The sequence below is a fragment of the Pseudomonas sp. GW821-FHT07F01 genome (assembly GCF_059418825.1).
The window spans coordinates 74,633-96,290 of sequence record NZ_JBWKQO010000009.1; the positions used below are offsets into that span (position 1 = coordinate 74,633).

Annotated in this window: 19 protein-coding genes; 16 read left to right on the forward strand and 3 right to left on the reverse strand. The window is 64.9% G+C overall.

What is annotated here, in order from left to right:
* The first annotated feature begins 392 nt into the window (after positions 1 to 392).
* The 3 genes from AC07R1_RS28905 to AC07R1_RS28915 all read left to right on the forward strand — a co-directional run bounded on the left by AC07R1_RS28905 (position 393) and on the right by AC07R1_RS28915 (position 2,917).
* A complete protein-coding gene (locus AC07R1_RS28905) occupies positions 393 to 830 on the forward strand; it encodes a hypothetical protein (protein ID WP_015636500.1) in 438 nt (145 codons plus the stop codon).
* A 537-nt stretch (positions 831 to 1,367) separates the two neighbouring features.
* On the forward strand, positions 1,368 to 2,261 hold the full coding sequence (locus tag AC07R1_RS28910) for a sensor histidine kinase (protein WP_072450598.1): 894 nt from the start codon (positions 1,368 to 1,370) through the stop codon (positions 2,259 to 2,261).
* The gene (locus AC07R1_RS28915) at positions 2,258 to 2,917 is read left to right on the forward strand and encodes a response regulator (protein WP_011062481.1); all 660 of its coding nucleotides are present in this window, start codon (positions 2,258 to 2,260) and stop codon (positions 2,915 to 2,917) included. Before AC07R1_RS28910 ends, AC07R1_RS28915 begins: the two co-directional genes overlap by 4 nt.
* 1 nt (position 2,918) lies before the next feature.
* Here the strand turns inward: AC07R1_RS28915 and yegS are convergent, their stop codons facing one another.
* Positions 2,919 to 3,818, reverse strand: a complete 900-nt coding sequence (gene yegS / locus AC07R1_RS28920) for a lipid kinase YegS (protein ID WP_495111184.1) — start codon at positions 3,816 to 3,818, stop codon at positions 2,919 to 2,921.
* Positions 3,819 to 4,255: 437 nt separating this feature from the next.
* Here yegS and AC07R1_RS28925 point away from each other — a divergent pair, with 437 nt between their 5' ends.
* From AC07R1_RS28925 to AC07R1_RS28985, 13 genes are all read left to right on the forward strand, one after another.
* On the forward strand, positions 4,256 to 5,689 hold the full coding sequence (locus AC07R1_RS28925) for an undecaprenyl-phosphate glucose phosphotransferase (RefSeq protein ID WP_011062483.1): 1,434 nt from the start codon (positions 4,256 to 4,258) through the stop codon (positions 5,687 to 5,689).
* Positions 5,690 to 7,147: a mannose-1-phosphate guanylyltransferase/mannose-6-phosphate isomerase gene (locus AC07R1_RS28930; protein ID WP_072442892.1), complete on the forward strand. Its 1,458-nt coding sequence runs from the start codon at positions 5,690 to 5,692 to the stop codon at positions 7,145 to 7,147.
* A gap of 68 nt (positions 7,148 to 7,215) precedes the next feature.
* Complete coding sequence (locus AC07R1_RS28935; protein WP_072450601.1) at positions 7,216 to 7,992, forward strand: polysaccharide biosynthesis/export family protein; 777 nt, start codon at positions 7,216 to 7,218, stop codon at positions 7,990 to 7,992.
* Positions 7,993 to 8,010: 18 nt separating this feature from the next.
* Positions 8,011 to 10,005, forward strand: coding sequence for a lipopolysaccharide biosynthesis protein (locus AC07R1_RS28940; protein WP_072442890.1), 1,995 nt, complete (start codon positions 8,011 to 8,013; stop codon positions 10,003 to 10,005).
* Complete coding sequence (locus AC07R1_RS28945; RefSeq protein WP_495111185.1) at positions 10,005 to 11,201, forward strand: glycosyltransferase; 1,197 nt, start codon at positions 10,005 to 10,007, stop codon at positions 11,199 to 11,201. The genes AC07R1_RS28940 and AC07R1_RS28945 overlap by 1 nt, the downstream gene beginning before the upstream one ends.
* Positions 11,191 to 12,486, forward strand: coding sequence for a cellulase family glycosylhydrolase (locus AC07R1_RS28950; protein WP_065365491.1), 1,296 nt, complete (start codon positions 11,191 to 11,193; stop codon positions 12,484 to 12,486). The genes AC07R1_RS28945 and AC07R1_RS28950 overlap by 11 nt, the downstream gene beginning before the upstream one ends.
* Positions 12,487 to 12,488: 2 nt before the next feature.
* Positions 12,489 to 13,706 carry a glycosyltransferase family 4 protein gene (locus AC07R1_RS28955; protein WP_011062489.1) on the forward strand — a complete coding sequence of 406 codons (1,218 nt, stop codon included), beginning with the start codon at positions 12,489 to 12,491 and terminating at the stop codon, positions 13,704 to 13,706.
* Positions 13,697 to 14,797, forward strand: a complete 1,101-nt coding sequence (locus AC07R1_RS28960) for a glycosyltransferase family 4 protein (RefSeq protein ID WP_495111186.1) — start codon at positions 13,697 to 13,699, stop codon at positions 14,795 to 14,797. Before AC07R1_RS28955 ends, AC07R1_RS28960 begins: the two co-directional genes overlap by 10 nt.
* On the forward strand, positions 14,797 to 16,215 hold the full coding sequence (locus tag AC07R1_RS28965; protein WP_011062491.1) for an O-antigen ligase family protein: 1,419 nt from the start codon (positions 14,797 to 14,799) through the stop codon (positions 16,213 to 16,215). Before AC07R1_RS28960 ends, AC07R1_RS28965 begins: the two co-directional genes overlap by 1 nt.
* Positions 16,212 to 17,033: an acyltransferase gene (locus tag AC07R1_RS28970; RefSeq protein WP_011062492.1), complete on the forward strand. Its 822-nt coding sequence runs from the start codon at positions 16,212 to 16,214 to the stop codon at positions 17,031 to 17,033. Before AC07R1_RS28965 ends, AC07R1_RS28970 begins: the two co-directional genes overlap by 4 nt.
* Before the next feature lie 9 nt (positions 17,034 to 17,042).
* A complete protein-coding gene (locus tag AC07R1_RS28975) occupies positions 17,043 to 18,458 on the forward strand; it encodes a lipid II flippase MurJ (RefSeq protein WP_495111187.1) in 1,416 nt (471 codons plus the stop codon).
* Positions 18,459 to 18,474: 16 nt separating this feature from the next.
* Positions 18,475 to 19,401, forward strand: a complete 927-nt coding sequence (locus AC07R1_RS28980) for a glycosyltransferase family 2 protein (protein ID WP_065365488.1) — start codon at positions 18,475 to 18,477, stop codon at positions 19,399 to 19,401.
* 127 nt (positions 19,402 to 19,528) lie between these two features.
* Entirely contained in the window at positions 19,529 to 19,783 is a 255-nt protein-coding gene (locus AC07R1_RS28985; protein WP_041119363.1) for a hypothetical protein, read from the forward strand.
* Positions 19,784 to 19,828: 45 nt separating this feature from the next.
* Here AC07R1_RS28985 and AC07R1_RS28990 read toward each other — a convergent pair whose 3' ends face one another.
* Together AC07R1_RS28990 and moaB are read right to left on the reverse strand one after the other, a co-directional pair.
* Positions 19,829 to 21,016 (reverse strand): molybdopterin molybdotransferase MoeA, encoded by a 1,188-nt coding sequence (locus tag AC07R1_RS28990; RefSeq protein ID WP_495111222.1) that lies wholly within the window; start codon positions 21,014 to 21,016, stop codon positions 19,829 to 19,831.
* A 22-nt stretch (positions 21,017 to 21,038) separates the two neighbouring features.
* Complete coding sequence (gene moaB, locus AC07R1_RS28995) at positions 21,039 to 21,578, reverse strand: molybdenum cofactor biosynthesis protein B (protein WP_015636514.1); 540 nt, start codon at positions 21,576 to 21,578, stop codon at positions 21,039 to 21,041.
* Positions 21,579 to 21,658 lie beyond the last annotated feature (80 nt).

Here is a 21,658-nt window from a genome sequence, read left to right on the forward strand (position 1 = left end):
TATTTCGGTGCAAGGTTCCCGTGCCTAGGGGAATCCCCTATCAACAATCAGGACCAGCCTGATATTCGCGATATCCAATAGCCATTAATGTGACGCCATTCTCATTGCATGAACGGAGTCAGGCTTTTGTTTTTGATCGCAGAAAGGTGGCTTGGCCCCCTTTCAAGCCCCACTACCCTCGCTCATCCTGCCCCAGCGCGCTTGCGCCGCCTTGCTGTGGCCGGCATGCGCGCACGGACCGGGTTCGAGGCCACTCGACTCGCTCGGCAGGCTGCGACCGCAGGCAAGCATTCAGCTATAACGTCAATCCAGCTGCACCTATCGCGTCCAACTTGCAAACCGTTCAGCCAACGCCCTATCAAGCCATCGGACACGCAGTCATGGAGATAAGCATGCTAAAGGACGGCCACGAGTGCGCCACACCGCTGCCCGAGTTCCTGCTTGAAGCCCAGGCCCTGCTGGCCAGATCGGAAGACTGCCTGAGCCACCTGCACCTGATCAGAAACGATGAAGAAGCCATCAACTGCCTGCTCGCCAGCCTGCTGAGCCTGGCCCAGGCCGCGGCCCGCCACGCAGTCAGCCCGCTGGCCGAATTCTCCCTGCATATTCATGGCGTGCTCAAGCGCACCCCCCATCCCCTGGACCTCAACGATCCGATCCTCGACGCCTTGAAGAGCTGCCTGACGCTGATGGCCTGGCAACTGGAACTGATCGACCCGCGCAACGGCCAGCTCAATCTGGACGACAGCGAACAAGTCATGCTGATCGAAGAACTGACAGAGCAAGTGGGACAAAACTGTAACTGCACATATCCATCTTGCAGCCACTGAAGTTGTATTTATCCGGCGGGGCAGCGGATAAAACTCTCGCCAATCACCGCCCTACTGCACAACATCGACAAAATATCGGGCCAACTGCCAAGCACCCGGTCGTTATTGATTAATTCATACCCAAGAGCGACATCAATCACTCCATAAAGCCAACTAGCAACGTCACCGGGACTTGCTGTTCAATGCGCTGTGCCTGAGGGCAAACCCGCTCCCCAGCACACTTTGCGCGATGTTCGGGCGCACGTGGCGCCAATGGTACCGACGTACCGCTACCCACCAGTTCCTGACTCTGAAGTCCTATATGACTGAACGTATAAACGCGACCGACGGTATCTTCGGTGGTATTATGCGGCGCATAAACGGACACAGTTAATGGCACATTGATTCCAATGGCGGCAGTTACTACTCAGCCTGTACAACACGAACAGACAGCGTTGATTGAAACCGGGTATTCAAAGAGCACCGTTTCCCAAACAAGCCTCGTCATCCATACTTGACCGGGCTCTTCGCAGCGAACATCCATTGGCTCCATCCGCTATGTACGCCAGCCTCAAGTCATTCTTCTCTTGGCCCCCCTCCCGTGATCACCTGCGCTGGCTCAGCCTGTTGCTGTGCTCCTGCTCGACCCTGGCCAGTGTGCTGGTCTACTGGCTGGGCCGGCCTCTGCCTCTGGGGTTGCTGGTCATCAACGTGGCGGCGCTGGCCTGCATCTGGATGCAATACGGTTATTCGCGCAAATCCATCCGCTTCCAGCCCCAGGAACTCGCCGAGCGCCTGCTGGAGGTCAAGGAAAACGAACGGCACCGTCTGAGCCGTGAACTGCATGACGACATCGGCCAACTGCTGACCGCCGCCAAGCTGCAGACCGACTGGCTCAAGCGCCGCCTGCCGGACGAGCTGCAAGAACATTGCGTGGTGCTGGGCACCACCCTGGAAGAGACCCTGGCCAAGGTGCGGGACGTCTCCGCCATCCTCAACCCGCGGCAACTGGCCAGCCTCGGGCTGGAAGCCAGCCTGCGCGCCCACCTGCTCAAGACCCTGGAAAACACCTCGGTGCACTGGAGCCTGGAGTGCCACCAGCGCCTGGCGGGCATTCCCGAGGAAATGGCCGTCGCAGCGTTTCGCATCACCCAGGAAGCAGTTACCAACATCCTGCGCCACGCCCAGGCGAAAAACCTGCTGGTACGCCTGCAACGACTGCCCGAAGGCCTGTCGCTGTTCATCAGCGATGATGGCCAGGGTTTCGCCCCGGCCAGCGACCCGGGCGCCCAGGGTCAACGCGGCATGGCCGGAATGCAGGAACGAATCAGTCAGTTGGGCGGCCTGTTGAAGGTCACCAGCGAGGCCGACCAAGGCACACAGATCGAAGCACTCTTTCCCTGGGCCCCTCGCACTCTGGAGCGGGCCAGCACGAATAAGGTTTTACATTGACCTGTAATTTACTCTTGGTGGATGACCACTCGCTCATCAGGGCTGGCGTGCGTGCCCTGGTCATGGACATTCCCGGATACGCGGTGATCGGTGAAGCGGATGACGGCTCGTTCCTGCTGGAAATGGTCGAAAGGCTGCATCCGGACATCATCCTGCTGGACCTGTCGATGAAACACACCGGCGGCCTCGACGCCCTGCGCCGGCTCAAGGCGCTCCACCCGCAGAGCAAGGTGCTGATCCTGTCGATGCACACCGACCCGGCCCTGATCATGCAGGCCCTGGAATGCGGCGCCCACGGCTACCTGCTCAAGGACACCACCGCCACAGAACTCGAGCACGCCCTCCAGGCCCTGCGCAACAATGAACGCTACCTGAGCCCGGCCATCGCCCACACGGTGATCAACCAGGCCCTGACCCGGGCTCAGAAGCAACCTCCGCCACCGGAGCAGAACCACAACCTGACGGCCCGCCAGCTGGAAATCCTGCGGCTGATCGTGCGCGGCAAATCCACCCGGGAGATCGCCTTGGGCCTGGGCCTGAGCATCAAGACCGTGGAAACCCACCGCTCGCAGATCATGAAGCGCCTGCAGATCTTCGACGTTGCCGGGCTGGTGCTGTTCGCCGTGCGCGAACGCATCATCAGCCTCGACGACTGACTCAGCGGGCGCCTCCCAGCAGCGGCGAATCCTCGGGCAGATGCACCTGCAACGCGCCAGCACGGGCGGTGAAACGCAAGGTATCGCCCTGCAGCGGCTCGCCGTCGAGGTTGATGTCCAGGCCTCGGGACGCCTTGATCTCGACCCAGGGCAGGCGTGCCCGGACAAACAGATTGTCGATCCCCAACCCGCCCGCCAGCAGGTTCTTCAATGTGCCCACCAGTTCCTGGGGCGCCGGCAGGATGCTGATATCCAGCAAGCCGTCATCGGCCAGGGCCCCCGGGCACAACTCGTGCCCGCCGCCCGCTTGACGGCCGTTGCCGATACCCAGGGCCAGAAGTTCGCCATGCCAGTGGAAACCCGGCCCCTGCAACTCGCCATAGGCCGCGCTCAGCTCGGCAAAACGTGACAGACCGGTGAACAGGTAGGCCGCGCCCCCCAGGACCTTCTTCAAATCCTCCGAGGTGTTGGCGGTGACCTGGCTGCCAAAGCCGCCCGTGGCCATGTTGAGGAACATCTGCCCGCCGACCTCCCCCAGGTCGATCGCCCGCGCCGGCACATCCAGCAGGTCCAGGGCCGCCGCCGGGGTCAGCGGCACGCCGGCAGCCCGGGCAAAGTCGTTGGCGGTGCCCAGCGGCAACAGCACCAGGCTGGCCGGGGCGTCGGCATTGGCCAGGGCTTCGGCGATGTCCCGCAGGGTGCCGTCGCCACCGCCGGCAATCAGCCGGGTATGGCCGGCAGCCAACGCCTCCTGCACCAGGCGCTGGGCATCCCCCGCCTCCCAAGTCAAGCGCACCTGCAAGTCCCAGCCGGCGGCGCGCCGGGCCTCGACGGCCGCGCGCACCTCCTCGTTGAGGGCCTGTTTGCCGTGCAGTATCAACAATGCCTTGCGCTCACTCATCAGCCCTGACTCCGGTTATGGATTCCATGAAGGATGTTGACCCTGCCGCCCGCAGAAAAAGTCTGTCGTCGGAATTTATTTTTTTGCCGGAAGCAGTCTGACCATGGCCCCCCGGCAATCCGGCAGCTTAGCCGCAGGGAGGCAGGGATTCGTCCGGCACGGTTCGGCTTTCAATTAGCGGGTCGCTGTTTCATGAGCTTTACTGACCCTGTCGTTTAGATGAGGAAGTGCAGGTCATCACCTTGACCGGCGCCGGGGGCCCCACCTGAATACGCAGAGGGCACGGTTTTCCCACTTGAATGCCGACCACGCCTGGGGATGAAGGGACGTGGCTTTTTTCGGTGCCGGGACCAGACGACGGGAAGTCGCAAACATTGCGAACTTCCTCGCGATCTCTCCAGTCAACCGGTGTGCCTTAGGTCGAGGGAATTGATCTTATGCGGTTGCAACCTGTAGACAGCCTGTTACTGACTCGCCCCAGCATGGTCGAGTACTTCCTATTCGGCATCCGTGTGGTTCATGGGCTGACTGCAATCCTTCCCGGGCTGCTGCTGATCCTGCTGTCCAACAACAGCCAGGAAGCCTTGAAAAGCGACCTGACCCTGCTGGTGTTCTTCGCCCTCATCAGCGTGCTGATCTTCCAGGCCCTGGGGGTGTACGCCGAATCCATCTTCAGCAACCAGCTGCGCTTCCAGCTGACCCTCTTCGCCTGGGCCTCGTCCTTTTGCGTGCTGCTGTTCATGCATCACTCGATGCAGATGTTCAACACCATCGGCAACCCCGAGCTGTTCGGCTGGTTTGCCGGCAGCTTCGTGCTGTTCGGCATCGAGCGCCTGGTGCTGCTGACCCTGTTCCAGCAGTTGATGCAGCGCGGCGTGTTCCTGCAGAACGCGGTGATTCTCGGCGCCACGGAAAACGGCCAGCGCCTGGCCGAATACCTGGCCCAGCATCAGGACATCCGCTCCGGAGTGACCGGTTTCATCGACGACCGCATCGGCCGCCTGCCCAAGACCCTGTGCAACCTGCCGCTGCTGGGCAACTCCAGCGACCTGGAACGGCTGATCCGCGAGGAAAAGGTTACCCAGGTCCTGGTGGCGCTGCCCTGGTCGGCGGAAAACCGCATGGCCTATGTCATCCGCGAGCTGCGAAGGCTGCCGGTGAACGTGCTGCTGGTGCCCGACATGGTGGCCTTCCGGCACGCCCACAACCGCATCACCGAAGTCGCCAACCTGCCGATGTTCAACGCCTCCGAAGTGCCGTTGCGGGGCTGGTCGCCGTTCTTCAAGCGCCTGGAAGACATGGTGCTGTCGAGCATCGCCCTGGTGCTGCTGTCACCGGTGATGCTGCTGGTGGCACTGGCGATCAAGCTGGACTCCAGCGGCCCGGTGCTGTTCAAGCAGAAGCGCTACGGCTACAACAACCGGCTGATCGAGGTCTACAAGTTCCGCTCGATGCACCAGCACATGGCCGACGCCCATGCCGAAAAGCAGACCACCCGGGGCGACCCGCGCATCACCCGGGTCGGGCGCTTCATTCGCAAGACCAGCCTCGATGAACTACCCCAGCTGTTCAATGTGTTCGGCGGCAGCATGTCCATGGTCGGACCGCGCCCCCATGCCACCGCGACCAAGGCCGCCGGCATTCTCTTCGAAGAGGCGGTCAAGGAGTACACCTCGCGCCACCGGGTCAAGCCGGGGATTACCGGCCTGGCGCAGATCAACGGCTATCGGGGCGAAACCGATACCCTGGAAAAAATCGAGAAACGTGTCGAGTTCGACCTGGAATACATCGAAAACTGGTCGGTCTGGTTCGACCTGTACATCCTCTTCCGCACTGTTCCATCCGTGATCATGACCCGCGAGGCCTTCTGAATGAGCACACTCATTCCCTGCATCATTGCTGGCGGCGCCGGCACCCGCCTGTGGCCGGTATCCCGCGAGGCGATGCCCAAGCCCTTCATGCGCCTGCCAGACGGCGAAAGCCTGCTGCAGAAAACCTTCGTGCGCGCCACCGCGCTCAAGGACGTCGGCCGCCTGTTGACGGTGACCAACCGCGAGGTGTTCTTTCGCACCCTCGACGACTATCGCCTGCTGAACAAGGCCAAAGTGGAGCTGGACTTCATCCTTGAGCCGTTCGGGCGCAACACCGCACCGGCCATCGCTGCCGCCGCCCTGCACGTGAGCCGCCTGTATGGCGATGATGCACAGCTGCTGGTGCTGCCCGCCGACCACCTGATCAAGGATGTGCAGGCTTTCGCCAACGCCGTGGACAGCGCCCGGCAATTGGCCGAGCAAGGCTGGCTGGTGACCTTCGGCCTGGTGCCCACCCATGCCGAGACCGGCTTTGGCTATATCGAGAAAGGCCAGGGCCTGAACAAGGACAGCTTCCAGGTCAGCCGCTTCGTCGAGAAACCCGACGCCGCCACCGCCCAGCGTTATGTCGATGGCGGCCTGCATCTGTGGAACGGCGGGATGTTCTGCATGCGTGCCGACGTGATCCTGCAGGAACTGCGCGAGTTCGTGCCCGAGGTGGTCAGCGCCGTCGAACACTGCCTGGAGCAGAGCCACCGCAAGGAGGGCAAGCACGAACTGCAAGTGGAGCTGGATGGCGACAGCTTTGCCCAGGCCCCGGACATCTCCATCGACTACGCGGTGATGGAGCGCTCAAAGAAAGTCGCCGTGGTGCCCTGCCAGCTGGGCTGGAGCGACATCGGCTCCTGGCAGGCAGTGCGCGAGCTGACCCCGGCGGACGAACATGGCAACCAGTGCAACGGCGAGACCGTGCTGCACGATGTCAGCAACTGCTATATCGACTCGCGCAAGCGCCTGGTGGGCGGGGTCGGGCTGAACAACCTGATCATCATCGACACTCCGGACGCCCTGCTGGTAGCCGACGGCAACCGCAGCCAGGACGTCAAGCTGATCGCCCAGGAACTCAAGCGCCTGGGCCACGACGCCTACAAGCTGCACCGCACCGTGACCCGTCCCTGGGGCACCTACACCGTGCTCGAGGAAGGGCCGCGCTTCAAGATCAAACGCATCATGGTCAAGCCCAATGCCTCGCTGTCGCTGCAGATGCACCACCACCGCAGCGAACACTGGATCGTGGTCAGCGGCATGGCCCTGGTCACCAATGGCGAGGACGAGTTCCTGCTCAATACCAATGAGTCCACCTTCATCAAGCCCGGCCGCACTCACCGCCTGGTCAATCCCGGGGTGATCGACCTGGTGATGATCGAAGTACAGAGCGGGGAGTACCTCGGCGAAGACGACATTGTGCGCTTCAACGACATTTACGGGCGGGCTCCCGCCGAAGCCGCCAAGACCTGAACTGACGCTCCAAGCAGCAATCTGGCCCGACAGGGAGTTGTGACTATGCACGCCAGGAAGACCGCTCGATGAAAAGACTCCTGCTGATTTCCAGTGTTCTCATGCTCTGCGCCTGCTCCATTCCGGCAAAGGTGGAGCTGCCGCCCAGCCAGGACCTGGAGGCCGCCCATCGGGCCGGTGATGCCCTGGCCGGCCAACCGTTGCCGCCCCAGCGGATTCGCCCGGGGGACACCCTGCGCATCGTCCGCAACACTGGTGAGGCGCCATCGATCTCGGCATTCACCGCCAACTCGATCTACGAACTGACGCTGTTCACCGTGCTCAACGATGGCACCTTCGCCTACCCCTATGCCGGGCAGGTCAAGGCCGCGGGGCTGACTCCGCAGCAACTGACCCAGGTCCTGGAAAACAAGCTGAAGAACATCTACCAGGACTCGGCACTGACCGTGAACATCAACCAGGCACCGGGCAACACCGTGTTCGTCGGCGGCTCGGTACGCAACCCGGCGTCCCTGCCGGTGACCGTGACCACCACCCTGGAGCAGGCCATAGTCGGCGCCGGGGGCCTCTTGAACGTGGGCGACAGCCGCAATATCGCCCTGCTGCGCGAGGGCGAGGACGGCCGCTACAAGACCTATTTCTTCGACTACCGCAAATTCATGATCGCCGGCAACGCCGGCGCCGCCCCGGTGCTGCTGCAACGCGGCGACGTGGTGTTCGTGCCCAAGTCCAGCGTCGGCAACGGCATCGAGTGGGTGGATGTGTACCTCAACCAGTTGATTCCGTTCACCAAGTCGATCGGCATCGGGGCGAGTTACGAAATCAACCGTCAATCCACCAATTGATCGCCAAGGACAGCACTCATGATCAATATCCGTTCCTTTCGCGATCTGCTGCGGTTGTTCTTCATCTTCAAGCGCGAGGTCAAGATCACCGTCCTGGTGACCTTCGTCATCATCCTGCTGGGCGCCTTCCTGCTGCCCAATCGCTTCGAGTCCACCGCCCTGCTGCTGGTCAAGCCGGGGCGCGACACCAGCACCCTGCCGATCGAGATCGCCGATCGCCAGGCTGTGGTAATTCCCAGCGCCCAGCGTGATCCGATCATCGATGAGGAGCGCATCCTCGGCGGCGAGCCCATCGCCCGCAAAGTGGCGGAAAAGTACCTCGACGACCTGTCCCGCCAGCCCCAGCCAAGTGGTGCCCTGGCCACCCTCAAGAACGCCGTGAAGGGCGCGGTGGAAGGCATCGTCGACCTGCTGCGCGGGGCCCTGCAACTGGTGGGCCTGGTGGAGAAGCAGACCCCGGTGGAACGCCTGACCGAACGCATGCTGAAAAGCTTCAGCGTGACCCACGCCGCAGGCTCCTCGGTGATGGAAGTGAGCTTTACCTGGAACGACCCCAAAGTGGCCCAGACAGTGGTCAAGAGCTGGATCGAGCAGTACCAGCAGGAACGCGCGCAAACCCTCGGGCGCAAAAGCCTGTACGCCTTCTATGAAACCGAAAGTGGCGCCACCAACCAGCGCATCCTCGGCTACAAGAAGCAGATCGCCGACTACCTGAACCAACTGGGGGCGGTGAGCATCGAGGAGCGCCTGAACGATATCTCGCGCAACCTCAACAACCTCAAGGGCGAACACCTCAATACCACCCGAGCAGTGGCGTCCACTCGCAGCGGCCTGGAGACCATCCAGAAGCAGCTCAACAGCATGAAGAAAGAAATCAGCATCGGCCGCCAGATGAGCCTCAACCCGGACCGCCAGGACCTGCAGCAGCGGATCAACGCCAAGCAGATCGAGCGTCAGGAAATGCTCCGCACCTTCAAGGAAGGCGCCCCTCCGGTCCGCGCCATGGATGCGGCAATCGCCAACCTGCAAGCCTTGCTGAAATCGGAAAGCGGCACTGTGCAACGCAGCGAAAACCTGGCCCCGAACCCGGTCTATACCCGCCTGCAGAACAGCTTCGCCGACCAGCAGGCCAGCCTCAGCCGCCTGCAGACCCAGGCCGCCCAGCAGGAAACCCAGTTGCTCAAGCTCGAACAGGAACGGCGCCAGGCGCTGGCCGTGGAACCTGAACTGGCACGCCTGCAACGGGAACTGAGCGCGGCGGAGAAAAGCTTCGCGCTGTACAGCGACAGCACCGAGAAAGCCCGCATCGACCGCGAGCTGGACCAGAGCCAGATCAGCAACATCGCGGTGATCGAAGAAGCCACCTTCAAACCCAGCCGGGTCTTTCCCAAGAGCCTGAGCATGCTGCTCGCCGCCATCCCCCTGAGCCTGGCGGTGGGCCTGCTGGCGCTGTACTTCTTCTATCTGCTGGACCAGCGCATCCATGACGGCGACCAGATCGAGGAGCGCTTCGGGGTCAAGGTCTGGACCAGCCTGCAGGACCTCGACAGCCACCTGCCGCAACGCAACAGCGCCTTCACCGCCAGCCTCTACCGCCTGTACGGCATCCTGCCCCTCAAGCAGGTGGCGCTGCAGGGGCTGGTGATCGGCCTGACCTCGGCACGCCGCGGCGAAGGCGTGAGCTTCGTCACCGCGCACCTGCGCGACCTGCTCCAGGAGCGCGGGCACGTGGTGCGGGTCAATGGCGCCCCCAACGCGGTGCCCGGCGAAATCGTCCTGCTGGAAGCCTCGGGCTTCTTCTCCAACCAGGAAGCCTTCGTCAGCCTGCGCGAGGCCGACCTGATCGCCCTGATCGTCGAAGCCGAAACCACCACGGTGCCCGTGCTGCAAAACGCCCTGTCGATTCTCACCACCGCCTTCAAGCGGGTCGACGGAATCATCATCAACCGCCGGCGCTTCGGCATCCCGGAGAACGTGCTGAACTTCCTGGCGCGGATCAGGAGCCCCCACTGATGCACATTGCCCTGCTGGCACCCATGCCTCCCGAGCAGAACGGCATTGCCGACTACGCCGCGCACCTGCGCGCCGCGCTGGAAGGCCTGGGGCTGAAAGTCAGCACGCCCCTGGCCGGGCTGGGCAACGACCCGCAACGCGCCATCGAGCGGGTGGCGCACAGTGACTGGCAGGGGATCGACCTGGTGCACGCCGAGCTGGGCGGTGGCCGGCTGGCGGAGTTTCATGCCCTCAAGGCGTTGCGCGAGCGTTTCCCCAGCCTGCCGCTGAGCGCCACGGTGCACGACCCCGAACGCCTGGTCTGGCGCCGGGCCAGCCTGCCCTGGCCGCTGTCCCTGGCCACGCGGCTGCCCTCACCGCTGCCACAGATCGCCACGGTACTGACCGACCCCTTGTGCCTGCACGAAGAAAAGCAGCTGGCCCGCAGCCTCACCCGGCTGATCACCCTGACCCACGCCGGCGGCGCCTGCCTGCGCCAGCGCATGGGGTTGCGTGCGGAGCAGATGGTGGTGATCCCCCACGGCAACCTGGCCATCCCCGCCCGGCCGCTGCCGCCGCTGAGCCCGTTGAGGCTGCTGTATTTCGGCTTCATCTACCGCGGCAAGGGCATCGAGGATCTGCTGGATGCACTGGCCATGGCCTTCGCCCAGCAACCGGCAATGCGCGAGCGCATGCGCCTGACCCTGGCCGGGGGCAGTGAACCGGAAATGGCCTTCGGCAGCGCCGGCAGCTACCTCGACCAGTTGCGCCAGCACATCCAGCGCCTGAACCTGCAGGACAGCATCGACTGGCAACTGGACCTGCCGGCCACGGACATTCCCAAGGTGATCCAGGCCCACCACGTGATGGTCCTGCCCTACCGCGAGTCGAGCAAGCTCAAGCTCCTGGGCACGCTGCGGGGGACCAGCGGCGCCCTGTCCTGGGCGGTGGCCTGCGGCCGCGGCGCCATCACCTCCGACGCCCGCTCCTTCGCCGAAGAGGTGGCCCAGGACAACGGCGTGATCTTTCCCCAGGGCAACGTCGCCGCCCTGGCCGCCGAACTCAGCCACTTGTGCGCCAGCCCGGAACGGGTGGAGCGCTGGGCCGAGCACGCCGCGGTGATCGGCTCCCGGCGGGTCTGGAGCCATACCGCCGAGCGCTTTGCCCGGGTGTTCAGCGATGCCTGTGGAGGCCCGACCCATGCCTATGCGACGTAGCTCGGCGATTGCCCTGCTGGTGCTCGCCTGCCTGTCCTGGAACGCCCTGGCGGATACCACCCTGCGCGCGCCGCGAGCGGTGGTGTGGAAGGATTTTCTCGGGGTCAACGCGCAGTTCCAGTACTTCACCCCCGGCGTCTACCAGAAGCAGATGGACCGGCTCGATGCCCTGGGCCTGAGCTGGGTCCGCCTGGCCATTCACTGGGCCATGATCGAACCCAGCGAGAATGACCTGCAGCTGGACACCCTGGACGCCGCGATGAACGCCATGCAGGGTCGCCAGTACCGGGTCCTGGCCTACATGGTGGGTTCGGCGCCCTTCGCCGCCAACGTGCCCAGCGGCTCGCCCCCTTCCGACCAGTACCCGCCCAAGGACTTCAACGTCTTCGCCCAGCGCATGAAAATGCTCGCCCAGCGTTATCCCCAGGTGAACACCTGGCAGGTGTGGAACGAACCCAACATCGTCTGGCTGCCCAAGGAAGACCCCGACGCCTACGACCAGTTGCTCACGACCACCACCAGCGCCATTCGCGCGGCGATTCCCGACAAGCCTGTAGCGACCGCGGGCATGGCCTACTACAGCCAGATGCGCAGCACCCCGGGGCTGATGCTCGAAGACCTGCTGCAACAGGGCCTGGGCACGGAAAACCTGATTGCCGCCTACCACCCCTATTCCGAGCTCCCGGAAGGCGACGATGCCGCGGCCCAGGATTTCCTCGTACGCGGCAACTTCCTCAACAACGCGCTGCACAGCCAGGGCGTGCAACAGGTCTGGGCCACCGAGTGGGGCTGGTCGAGCTACACCAGCGGAGCCCGGGAAATGCAGGCGATGATCGGCGTCAACGGCCAGGCCGACTACACCCTGCGCCGCCTGGCCCTGATGGCGGCCATGGACTACCAGCGGATCTTCCTGTTCAACCTCAGCGACCTGGATGCCCGCGCCAGCAACCGCGACCAGTCCTACGGGCTGGTGGACCTGGCCGGCGAACCCAAACCGGTCTACAACGCCCTCAAATATTTTCTCGACACCACCGGGCCGAGCCTGGCCCCGGCTGATCCCCCCGGCCTGAGCAACGCCCCGAGCGACTTGTACAGCATCGCCTGGACCCGGCCCGACGGCTCCCACGTCTGGATGTTCTGGAGCGCCAGCGGCGCCAGCCTGCAGGTTCCCGGGCTCAACGCGGCCACGCTGCATGATCCGCTGACCGGCACCCGCACCGAGCTGAGCGGGCAAGCGGGCCTGAGCGTGCCGTTGAAAACCAGCCTGCAACTGTTGGTGTGGTGAGCATGAAAATCCTCTGGACCCTGCCCTACCTGCCCTGGCCCGCCACCAGCGGCGGCAAGACCCGGCAATACCACCTGCTGCGGGCCCTGGCCGCCCGCGGGCACCGCATCACCTTGCTGGTGCAATCGAAAACCCCGTTGGACGACGCCACCCGCGCGGCCCTGGAGCCCTGGCTGGAACGCCTGATCGTGCTGCCGCGGCGGCCGTTGCGCAGCCTCAAGACCCTGTTCTCGGTGCTGTTCGCGCCCTACCCCATGCTGGCCGACGTCAACGGCTTGGCCGCGCCGCTGCAACAGCGTTTTCGCGAGCTGTTGGAGGAACCCTGGGACGTGATCCAGATCGAGCACAGCTACAGCTTCCAGCCCTTCGAACAGCCGCTCAAGCAATTGCAGCGCCCGTTCATCCTCACCGAACACAACGTCGAGTCGGCCCTCGGTGCCGCCAGCTACGACCGCCTGCCGGCCTGGTCGAAACCCTTTACCCGTTACGACCAATGGCGCTACCGGCGCTGGGAACGCCGGGTGTTCCAGCAGGCGGCCCGGGTCATCGCGGTGACCGAACAGGACGCCCTGACCCTGGCCCGGCTGAGTGGCAAACCGGCCGCGGTGGTGGTCAACGGCGTGGACTGCGGGCACTACGCCGCGGTGCAACCGGACCTTGGCAGCCAGCGCCTGCTGTTTATCGGCAACTACGAATACAGCCCCAACCTGGATGCGGTGCAATGGGCCCTGGAAGAGATACTGCCGCGCCTGTGGGCCATCAACCCCGAGGTGCACTTCGCCATCTGCGGCTACGCCCTGCCGGACAGTTTCCGCCAGCGCTGGACCGACCCGCGCATCGAGTGGCAGGGTTTTGTCCCCGACCTGCGGGACCTGCAACGGCGCTCGGCGCTGTTCTTCGCCCCGCTGCGCCAGGGCGGCGGTTCCAAGCTCAAGGTCCTGGAGGCCATGGCCGCCGGCCTGCCGGTAGTCACCACGGCCCAGGGCAGCTCCGGGCTGCAGGTAGAGAACGGCCAGCATTACCTGGGCAGCGAAGACCCCGGGGCCCTGGCGCAGATTCTCGCCCAGGCCCTGGCCGACCCCGAGCGCCTGCAACGCATCGGCGCCGCCGGGCGCGACTACGTGCTGGCCCACCATGACTGGACCGCCGCCGCGGCCCAGCTGGAAGCGGTCTATCACCAACTCCCCTCTGACAAAGAAGAAGTGTCCGTATGCGCATAGGTCTGGATTACCGCCCCGCCGCGGGCTACAGCAACAGTGGTATCGGCCGGCAGAACCTGGCACTGGAAGACGCCCTGCGCGCCAATCCGCAGGTCAGCCTGCAATTGTTCGGCGTCGCCCCGGAAGACCATCCGCTGCGCCGCCGGGTGCATTGCCCCAGGTGGGGCGCACCACTGCAGGGGGTGCATCGCCTGCCGAACCGGCTGCGCTTCGAGGGCGGTTTTCTGCCCGAGGCCCTGCGTGAGGCCGAGGTGGAGCTGTACATCTGCAACTTCAACATGGGCCTGCCTCTGGGCAGGAAACCTAAGAACCTGCGCTATGTATTGCAACTGCATGACCTGTTCCAACTGACCCTGACCAACAGCCATGGCTCGCGGCTCAAGGAGCGGGTCTATGGCCTCACCGACAAGCTCTCCATCGGCCACTCGGTGAAGCAGGCGGACCGCATCTGGACACCTTCGCAGTACACCGCCGACGAACTGGTGAAGCTCTTTCCCCAGGCCCGGGACAAGGTCCGGGTGCTGCCCAACCTGGTTACCGGTTTCCAGGGCGAACCCGCCGACATCCGCGACCTGCAACTGCCCGAGCGCTACTGGCTGGCGGTGGGCACCCGCGAGCCGCGCAAGAACATCCCCTGGTTCGTCGCTGCCTGGCAGGCCGCACGCCAGCAATCCCCGGATGTACCGGAACTGGTGCTGATCGGCGCACCGGAACACCTGCCCAGCGAGCTGCGCGCCGTGCATGGCCTGCACTTTCTCAGCGACCTCAGCGACAGCCAGTTGCATGGGGTGTACCGCCAGGCCCAGCGCCTGTGGCAGCCCTCCTACGCCGAGGGCTTCGGCCTGCCGGTGATAGAGGCCCTGAGTGTCGGCACTCCGGTGGCGGTGGCCAGCGGCTCGGCCCTGGACGAGATCACCCCGGCGGGCAGCCCGCGCTTCTCGCCCACCGACAGCGCCGCGCTGAGCCAGTTGATGGTGCAACTGGCCAGCGCCCCGCCGGAAGACTCCGCCCCCCTCAAGGCCTGGGCGGCCGGCTACGCCGAGGATGCCTATCGCCAGCGCTTCAATGAATTGCTCGAGGAGCTCAAGTAATGCCCATCGCCCTGCCGCTGGCGCTGATCTTCGGCCTGGTTTTCGGCGTGCTGATCTGGTTGCTGCCAGCGCTCAAGGTGCTGGTGCTGATGGTCGGCATCGCAGCGGCGGTGACCGTGGTCCGCCAGCCCATGCGCGGGCTGCTGCTGTTCGCGGTACTGGCGACCTTCCTGCCCTATTCGACGGTGCAGATCGGCCTGCGCACCACCGTCTCCGAAGCCCTGCTGCTGTTGGTCTGGGCCAGCATCCTGGCCCAGGGGCTGTTCTCCAATCTGCCCCGGCCGCCCAGGCTGCTGCGTACCGAGAAGCTGCTGCTGGCCCTGATGGCCTTCAGTGCCCTGCCCTTCATCATCGGCCAGGTGACGGTGAACGCCGATGGCAATGGCCCGGTGAACTGGGTCCGCTGGTTGCTCAACCTCTCGGCGCTGTTTCTGGTGCGACGCCTGTTGCAGCAAGCCAAGGCCCGGGAGCAACTGGTCTGTGGCCTGTTGCTGGGGACCCTGCTGCTCCTGCTGCTGTCGATCCCGGTGTTTCTGAAGAACGGCAGCGCCACGGCCATGACCCCGATCCTCGAAAAGCTCGGCTACGGCGGCATCGCGGTACTGGGCGACAGCCTCAGCGCCCTGGCCAATCGCATGGGCTCGCCGTGGATGCACCCCAACGTCACTGGCGGCGCCATGGCCCTGCTGCTGCCCCTGGCCTTCTGTTTCGGCCTGACCCGCAGCGGCTGGCAGCGTAAACTCGGCCTGGCGGTGGCCTTGCTGGGGGCCGCCGGGCTGCTGCTCTCCGGTTCTCGCGGAGCCTTGCTCAGCCTGCTGATCGTGCTGATCTGGATGGCCCGCCAGCGGGTGCCCTACACCGGGCGCATGCTGATGGGTGGCTTCGTTCTCGGGGCCTTGCTGCTGATGTCCTATCCGCCCTTGCAGGACCGCCTGCTGACCCTGTTCACCTCCAACGATGCCAGCACCAGCGTGCGGGTCGACGAGTACTCGCACTTCCCCGCCGCCATGGCGATGTTCCCCTTCGGCATCGGCTTCAAGGTCGACCCACCCGTGCCCGGCACCGGCCTGTGGGGGATTTCCAACCTGTGGCTGAACTACATCTACAAGATCGGCGTGCCCGGCATGCTGCTGTTCGTCGCGGTGATCTGGAGCTGGTGGCGGGAAACCCGGGTTCCCGGGGTGGCCATCCAGTTGAATCGGGACAACGCCCTCTGGCTGGGCAGCGGGGCCGGCCTCAGCGCCGCACTGATCAGCGGCCTGTTCGACCATTACTTCAGCTTCACCCAGGTGTTGATCGCCCTGTTCTGGCTGCTGCTGGGCCTGAACCTGCATGAAGCCAGACGCCTGCGACTCAAGGCCGGCGCTGCGGCGCCCAGGGTTACTCCAGACTCCCCACCCTCAGGAATCCAGCCATGAAACATCGCCTCTTCCACTCGCAGAACCTGAAACAGGCCTTGCCTGACTATGCGCAGAAAATGGGGGTGAGCCTTGCAGAACTGGAGGCGGCCTATCAGTGGATGCTGGAGAACGATGTCGTGTTCGAGCAACCGCTCAAGGGCAACGTGCTGACCTACATCAGCTACCTGAACATCGAATCGAAGATCGAGCCGCCCCTGCCCCGGCGCTTCTACAAACTGCTGGGCCGCGAACTCAAGGGGGCGCTGATTCCCATGTACGGAATCAACTGGCCGACCCTGCGCGACCGCATGCTGCGGGTCTGGGAGCAGATCTACAACATCCTCATCTGCAAGATCCCCAGCCACACCCTGCGCCTGTTCTGGCTGCGCCTTGGCGGCGCGAAGATCGGCAAGGGCTCCACGGTGTGGCGCAATACCGAGGTGCTGGGTGTCGACAGCCTGCGCATCGGCCAGGACAGTACCGTGGCCTGGCACTGCCAGTTGGACGCCCGGGGCGGGCTGATCATTGGCGACCATGTGACCATCGCCTCCCATGTGCTGATCATCGCCGGTGGCCACGACCTCAAGGAGCCGGAATTCTGGGCCATCGGCGGGCCGATCTACATCCATGACTACGCCTGGATCGCCAGCCGCGCCCTGCTGTCGTTTGGCGCCGAGATCGGCGAAGGCGCGGTGGTCGGCGGGCAGACCGTGGTGTCCAAGCCGGTACCACCCTACGCCATCGTCAGCGGGCCGGACGCGGCGATCAAGGGCGAGCGCTGCCGCAACCTCAACTACAAAGTGGGCGGCAAAGGCCTGTTCACTTTGTTCCACTAAGCCCGGCCCATGTTCGGCGCGACGCTGTGGTTGACCCTGGCCACCCTGACCGGGCTGGCCGCCGGCTTTGCCCGGGAATGGCTGCTGGTGGCGGCCTGGGGCGCCGGTGGCCAGAGCGATGGTTTCCTGGTGGCGATGTTCCTGCCCGAGGCCCTGCGCATGGCCCTGGCTGCGGGCCTGCTGAGCGCCGCCGCGCTGCCGCTGTACCAGCAGCGCTCGGCCGGGGAGCAACAGGCCTGGCTCAGTGCCCTGGCCCCCCGCCTGTTGCTGTGTGGGCTGCTGCTGGCGCTGCTGCTGAGCCTCGGCGCGCCGCTATGGGTACGCCTGATCGGCCCCGGCCTGGGCAGCGACGGTTATGCCCTGGCCAGCGGCGGCCTGCACTGGCTGGCCTGGTGCGCACCGGGGTTCATTCTTCACGGCCTGTTCTGCGTCCCTCTGCAGGCTCGCGCCCGCTTTGTCCTGGCGGGCCTGGGCTCGCTGCTGTTCAACCTGCCGCCAGTGATCTACCTGGCGAGCCTGCACCATGCCGCCACCCCCACCGGGCTGGCCGCGGCCTGTGTGCTCGGCAGCCTGCTGATGCCAACGGTGCTGTTGCCGAGCCTGCTGCGCGATGGCTGGCGGCCCTGGCGCATGCAGGCCGCGCCCGGGGCCGGGCGCGAGTTGCTGCAACGCATCGGCCCGCTGCTGAGCAGCAACCTCGCCAGCCAGGGCCTGGCCCTGCTGGAGCGCATGGCGGCCTCATTGCTGGGTGAAGGGGCGGTCACTTGGATCAACCTGGCACGCAAGCTGATCAACCTGCCGCTGATCGCCCTGATGAGCCTCAACCAGGTGCTGCTCGGGCTGATGAGCGGCAGCTCCGGCGAACAGCGCCTGGACCTGCTGCGCAAAGGCCTGAGCAGCGCCACCCTGCTGACCATTCCTGCAGTGGTCGGGCTGATTGGCGCCGCCGCCGCGCTGGTGCACCTGCTGCTGCCCAATCAAGCGGCGGACAGCCCCTTGCCGGAGCTCTTGGCCTGGTTCTCGGTACCGCTGATGTTCGGCGCCTGGAACGCCCTGCTGGCGCGCTACGCCTATGCCGCCGGCGACACCCGCATGCCGCTCAATTGCGAACTGGCCGGCAGCCTGCTCAATGCCCTGCTGCTGGCGGCGCTGCCGTATTTCCTCGGTTTGATCGGCATCGCCATGGCGGCGATCTGCGGGGTGGTCCTCACCGGCCTGCTGCTGATGCGCCGCCAGCAGTTGCTGGGGCTGGTGCCTTGGCGCAGTCATTGGCTGATCGGCCTGGGTGGCATGGCCCTGGCGGCGCTGTTCCTGCATCCGCTGACCTCGATCTGGTGGCAACTGGGCCTGAGCAGCGCCTGCGGCCTGCTGCTGTTGCTGATCCTCGCGGCCTGGCTGCAGCCCTGGCGCCAGAACCTGACCTGAACCGGAGGCTTGGACAATGTCGACACTGCGCGTGGCCTGTGTGATTCCCACCTACAACGGTTGCCAGGACCTGGCGCGGCTGCTGGATTCCCTGGAAATCCAGAGCGCGCCCTTCGATACCCTGATCGTCGACTCCAGCTCCAGCGACGGCACCTACGAGCTGGCGCTGGCACGCTGCGCCAATGTGCTGCGCATCGACAGCCGCGACTTCAACCACGGCGGCACCCGGCAACTGATGGTGGAGCGCAACGCCGATTACGACCTCTATGTGTTCATGACCCAGGATGCCTACCTGGAGGATGCCGAAGGTCTCGCCCGCATCGTCGCGCCCTTCGCCGACCCGCAAGTGGGAGCAGTATGCGGTCGCCAGTTGCCGCACCTCGATGCCAGCCCCCTGGCCAGCCATGCGCGGTTGTTCAACTACCCGCCGACTTCCCAGGTGAAAAGCCTGGCCGATGTGCCGGTACTGGGGATCAAGACCGCCTTCATGTCCAACTCGTTTTCCGCCTACCGGCGCGAAGCGCTGATGCAGGTCGGCGGCTTTCCCAACCACGTGATCCTGTCCGAAGACATGTATGTGGGCGCGAAGATGCTGCTGGCCGGCTGGAAGGTTGCCTATGAAGGCAGCGCCTGCTGCCGCCACTCCCATAACTACAGCCTCAAGGAAGAGTTCCGCCGCTACTTCGACATTGGCGTATTCCATGCCCGGGAACCCTGGATCCGCCAGGCCTTCGGTGGCGCCGGTGGCGAAGGCCTGCGCTACGTCCAGTCCGAACTGCGCTTCCTCGGCCCCGGACGCCTGGGGCAGTGGCCCGGGTCGCTGCTGCGCAACGCGGTGAAGCTCTTCGCCTACAAACTCAGCCAGCAGGAGCGCTACCTGCCCCTGGGCCTGAAAAGAAAGCTCGGCATGTACAAGCGCTATTGGGACAGCCCCTATGCCTGAACCGAGCCCCCAGGCCTAAAGTGAATTTTCTGACCGAAGAAAGAGAATCACCTGAATTGACCCTGCGGGGCCAATCAGTGACTGTGCATGTCAGGCACTGACGCCTCATACAAGGAAGTGCACCGTCATGAAAGACAAGGAGTTTTATCCACAAGCGCGATCACCGCTCAAGCATCTGCAGGGCCAGCCCTGGGTGACCGCCCGCTCCCCCCGGGAGCTCGACCTGCCTCTCTCCTCGCAGCCGCTGCCGCGTCATTGTCGGCACCTGTCGTGGCTCAAGCGCCTGGCCAGGGCGGTACTGGCCGCTGCACTGCTGGCGGGCCTGGTGACCTGGGGTTTGCACAGCCGCTTCGGCCTGTTGCTGCTGTTGCTGCTGCGCTAAACCGCTCGGCGCGGGCCGGTGGCAGCCGGGCCCGCGCTGCCGGGGTCAATCCAGCACTTCACTCAGGGGAATGAAGTTGACCCGATCGCCCTGCACCAGGGTCCGCCCTTCAAGCACCTCCACCAGCCCTTCGGCCCAGGCCGCACTGCGCAACACGCCCGAGCTCTGGTTGCGGTAGATAGTCGCCTGCCCGTTCTCCAGGCGCCCCCGCAGGTATTCGCGGCGATTGCCGGGCTGGGGCCAGGCAAAACCCGCCGGCACCTGGAAGCTCAGGGGCTGCACCTGCTGTACGCCCTGGCGACGCAACAGGTAGGGGCGCGCCAGCAGGGCGAAGGTCACCAGGGTCGATGCCGGATTGCCGGGCAGGCCGATCACCGGCACGCCGCGAAAATGGCCGAAGGTCAACGGCTTGCCGGGCTTTATCGCCAGCTTCCACAGGGCCAACTCGCCCTCTTCGCGCAGGGCGATGCCCAGGAAGTCCGCCTCTCCCACCGAGACACCACCGGTGGACAGGATCAGGTCGACCTCCCCCAGTTCCGCCAGGCGCTGGCGGGTCGCGGCCAGATCGTCAGGGAGGATTCCCGCATCCAGCACCTCACAGCCCAGGCGCTGCAACCAACTGCACAGCACCACCCGGTTACTGTTGTAGATCTGGCCCGGCCCCAGGGGCTGGCCAGGTTCCACCAGTTCGTCACCGGTGGACAGCACCGCCACCCGGACCCGGCGCACCACTTCAAGCTCGGCGCAGCCCAGGGAGGCAGCCAGGCCTTGCTCGATCGGTCCCAGGCGAGTGCCAGCCGCGAGCACCTCCTCGCCCACCGTAGTTTCCTGGCCCTGAGGGCGAATGTTCTGACCCAGTTGCAGAGGTTCGCTAAACAGCACGCGCTGATCGTCCTGGACCTGGGCGTTTTCCTGCATCTCGACGCAGTCCGCCCCGGCCGGCACCGGCGCACCGGTGAAAATCCGCGCGCAGGTCCCGGGCTGCAGTGGCTCAGGCGCCTGACCGGCAAAGATCCGCTGACTGACCGGCAGGGGTTCCCCCCGCCAGTCCTCCAGGCGCAGGGCGTAACCGTCCATGGCGCTGTTGGGCCAGGGCGGCAGGTCCAGGCTGGAGATCAGCGCCTCGGCCAGCACCCGGCCCTGAGTCGCCGCCAACGGCAAGCGCTCACGCTCGAGGATGGGGGCCGAACCGGCCATCGCCAACAGGCGCTCCAATGCTTCTTCCACCGGCATCAGGGCGCCCTGCTTGCCCGGCTTACCCGCGGGATTCACAGGGTGCCGCCTGTTTCAGGTGAGGAACGAAATTGCACGGCCGGTGCCGCGAATCCAGCTGTTCGGCGAGGATGCCGTCCCAGCCGGTGCGCACCGCATTGGTGGAACCCGGCAGGCAGCACACCAGGGTGCCATTGGCCAGCCCTGCCAGTGCCCGGGACTGCACAGTGGAGGTGCCGATATCGGCGACCGATATCTGCCGGAACAGTTCGCCAAAGCCGTCGACCTGCTTGTCCAGCAGGCAGGCCACGGCTTCCGGGGTGCTGTCACGGCCAGTGAAGCCGGTACCGCCGGTGATCAGCACCACCTGCACCACGTCGTCGGCAATCCAGGTCGCGACCTGGGCGCGGATCTTGTACAGATCGTCCTTGAGCAGCACCCGTGCCGCCAGACGATGGCCGGCGGCGCCCAGGCGCTCGACAAAGACCTGCCCGGAGGTGTCGGTTTCCAGGGTGCGGGTATCACTGACAGTCAGCACCGCAATGTTCAGCGGCGCAAAAGGTACATCAGCCTTGGCTTTCATAGGCTCGATCCAAAGGTAGGAGAAACAGCCCGTTGTTATATCACAGCGCTCCGGCTTGCCGCCGCTGTGGCCTCGGCAAT

Bases quoted from the DNA above. Each gene is read 5' to 3' on its own strand.
- AC07R1_RS28950 (WP_065365491.1), top strand. From the start codon at position 11,191: ATGCGACGTAGCTCGGCGATTGCCCTGCTGGTGCTCGCCTGCCTGTCC.
- AC07R1_RS28985 (WP_041119363.1), top strand. From the start codon at position 19,529: ATGAAAGACAAGGAGTTTTATCCACAAGCGCGATCACCGCTCAAGCAT.
- AC07R1_RS28945 (WP_495111185.1), top strand. From the start codon at position 10,005: ATGCACATTGCCCTGCTGGCACCCATGCCTCCCGAGCAGAACGGCATT.
- moaB (WP_015636514.1), bottom strand. From the start codon at position 21,578: ATGAAAGCCAAGGCTGATGTACCTTTTGCGCCGCTGAACATTGCGGTG.
- AC07R1_RS28955 (WP_011062489.1), top strand. From the start codon at position 12,489: ATGAAAATCCTCTGGACCCTGCCCTACCTGCCCTGGCCCGCCACCAGC.
- AC07R1_RS28970 (WP_011062492.1), top strand. From the start codon at position 16,212: ATGAAACATCGCCTCTTCCACTCGCAGAACCTGAAACAGGCCTTGCCT.
- AC07R1_RS28910 (WP_072450598.1), top strand. From the start codon at position 1,368: ATGTACGCCAGCCTCAAGTCATTCTTCTCTTGGCCCCCCTCCCGTGAT.
- AC07R1_RS28975 (WP_495111187.1), top strand. From the start codon at position 17,043: ATGTTCGGCGCGACGCTGTGGTTGACCCTGGCCACCCTGACCGGGCTG.
- AC07R1_RS28925 (WP_011062483.1), top strand. From the start codon at position 4,256: ATGCGGTTGCAACCTGTAGACAGCCTGTTACTGACTCGCCCCAGCATG.
- AC07R1_RS28965 (WP_011062491.1), top strand. From the start codon at position 14,797: ATGCCCATCGCCCTGCCGCTGGCGCTGATCTTCGGCCTGGTTTTCGGC.
- AC07R1_RS28990 (WP_495111222.1), bottom strand. From the start codon at position 21,016: ATGCCGGTGGAAGAAGCATTGGAGCGCCTGTTGGCGATGGCCGGTTCG.
- AC07R1_RS28940 (WP_072442890.1), top strand. From the start codon at position 8,011: ATGATCAATATCCGTTCCTTTCGCGATCTGCTGCGGTTGTTCTTCATC.
- AC07R1_RS28905 (WP_015636500.1), top strand. From the start codon at position 393: ATGCTAAAGGACGGCCACGAGTGCGCCACACCGCTGCCCGAGTTCCTG.
- AC07R1_RS28930 (WP_072442892.1), top strand. From the start codon at position 5,690: ATGAGCACACTCATTCCCTGCATCATTGCTGGCGGCGCCGGCACCCGC.
- AC07R1_RS28980 (WP_065365488.1), top strand. From the start codon at position 18,475: ATGTCGACACTGCGCGTGGCCTGTGTGATTCCCACCTACAACGGTTGC.
- yegS (WP_495111184.1), bottom strand. From the start codon at position 3,818: ATGAGTGAGCGCAAGGCATTGTTGATACTGCACGGCAAACAGGCCCTC.
- AC07R1_RS28960 (WP_495111186.1), top strand. From the start codon at position 13,697: ATGCGCATAGGTCTGGATTACCGCCCCGCCGCGGGCTACAGCAACAGT.
- AC07R1_RS28935 (WP_072450601.1), top strand. From the start codon at position 7,216: ATGAAAAGACTCCTGCTGATTTCCAGTGTTCTCATGCTCTGCGCCTGC.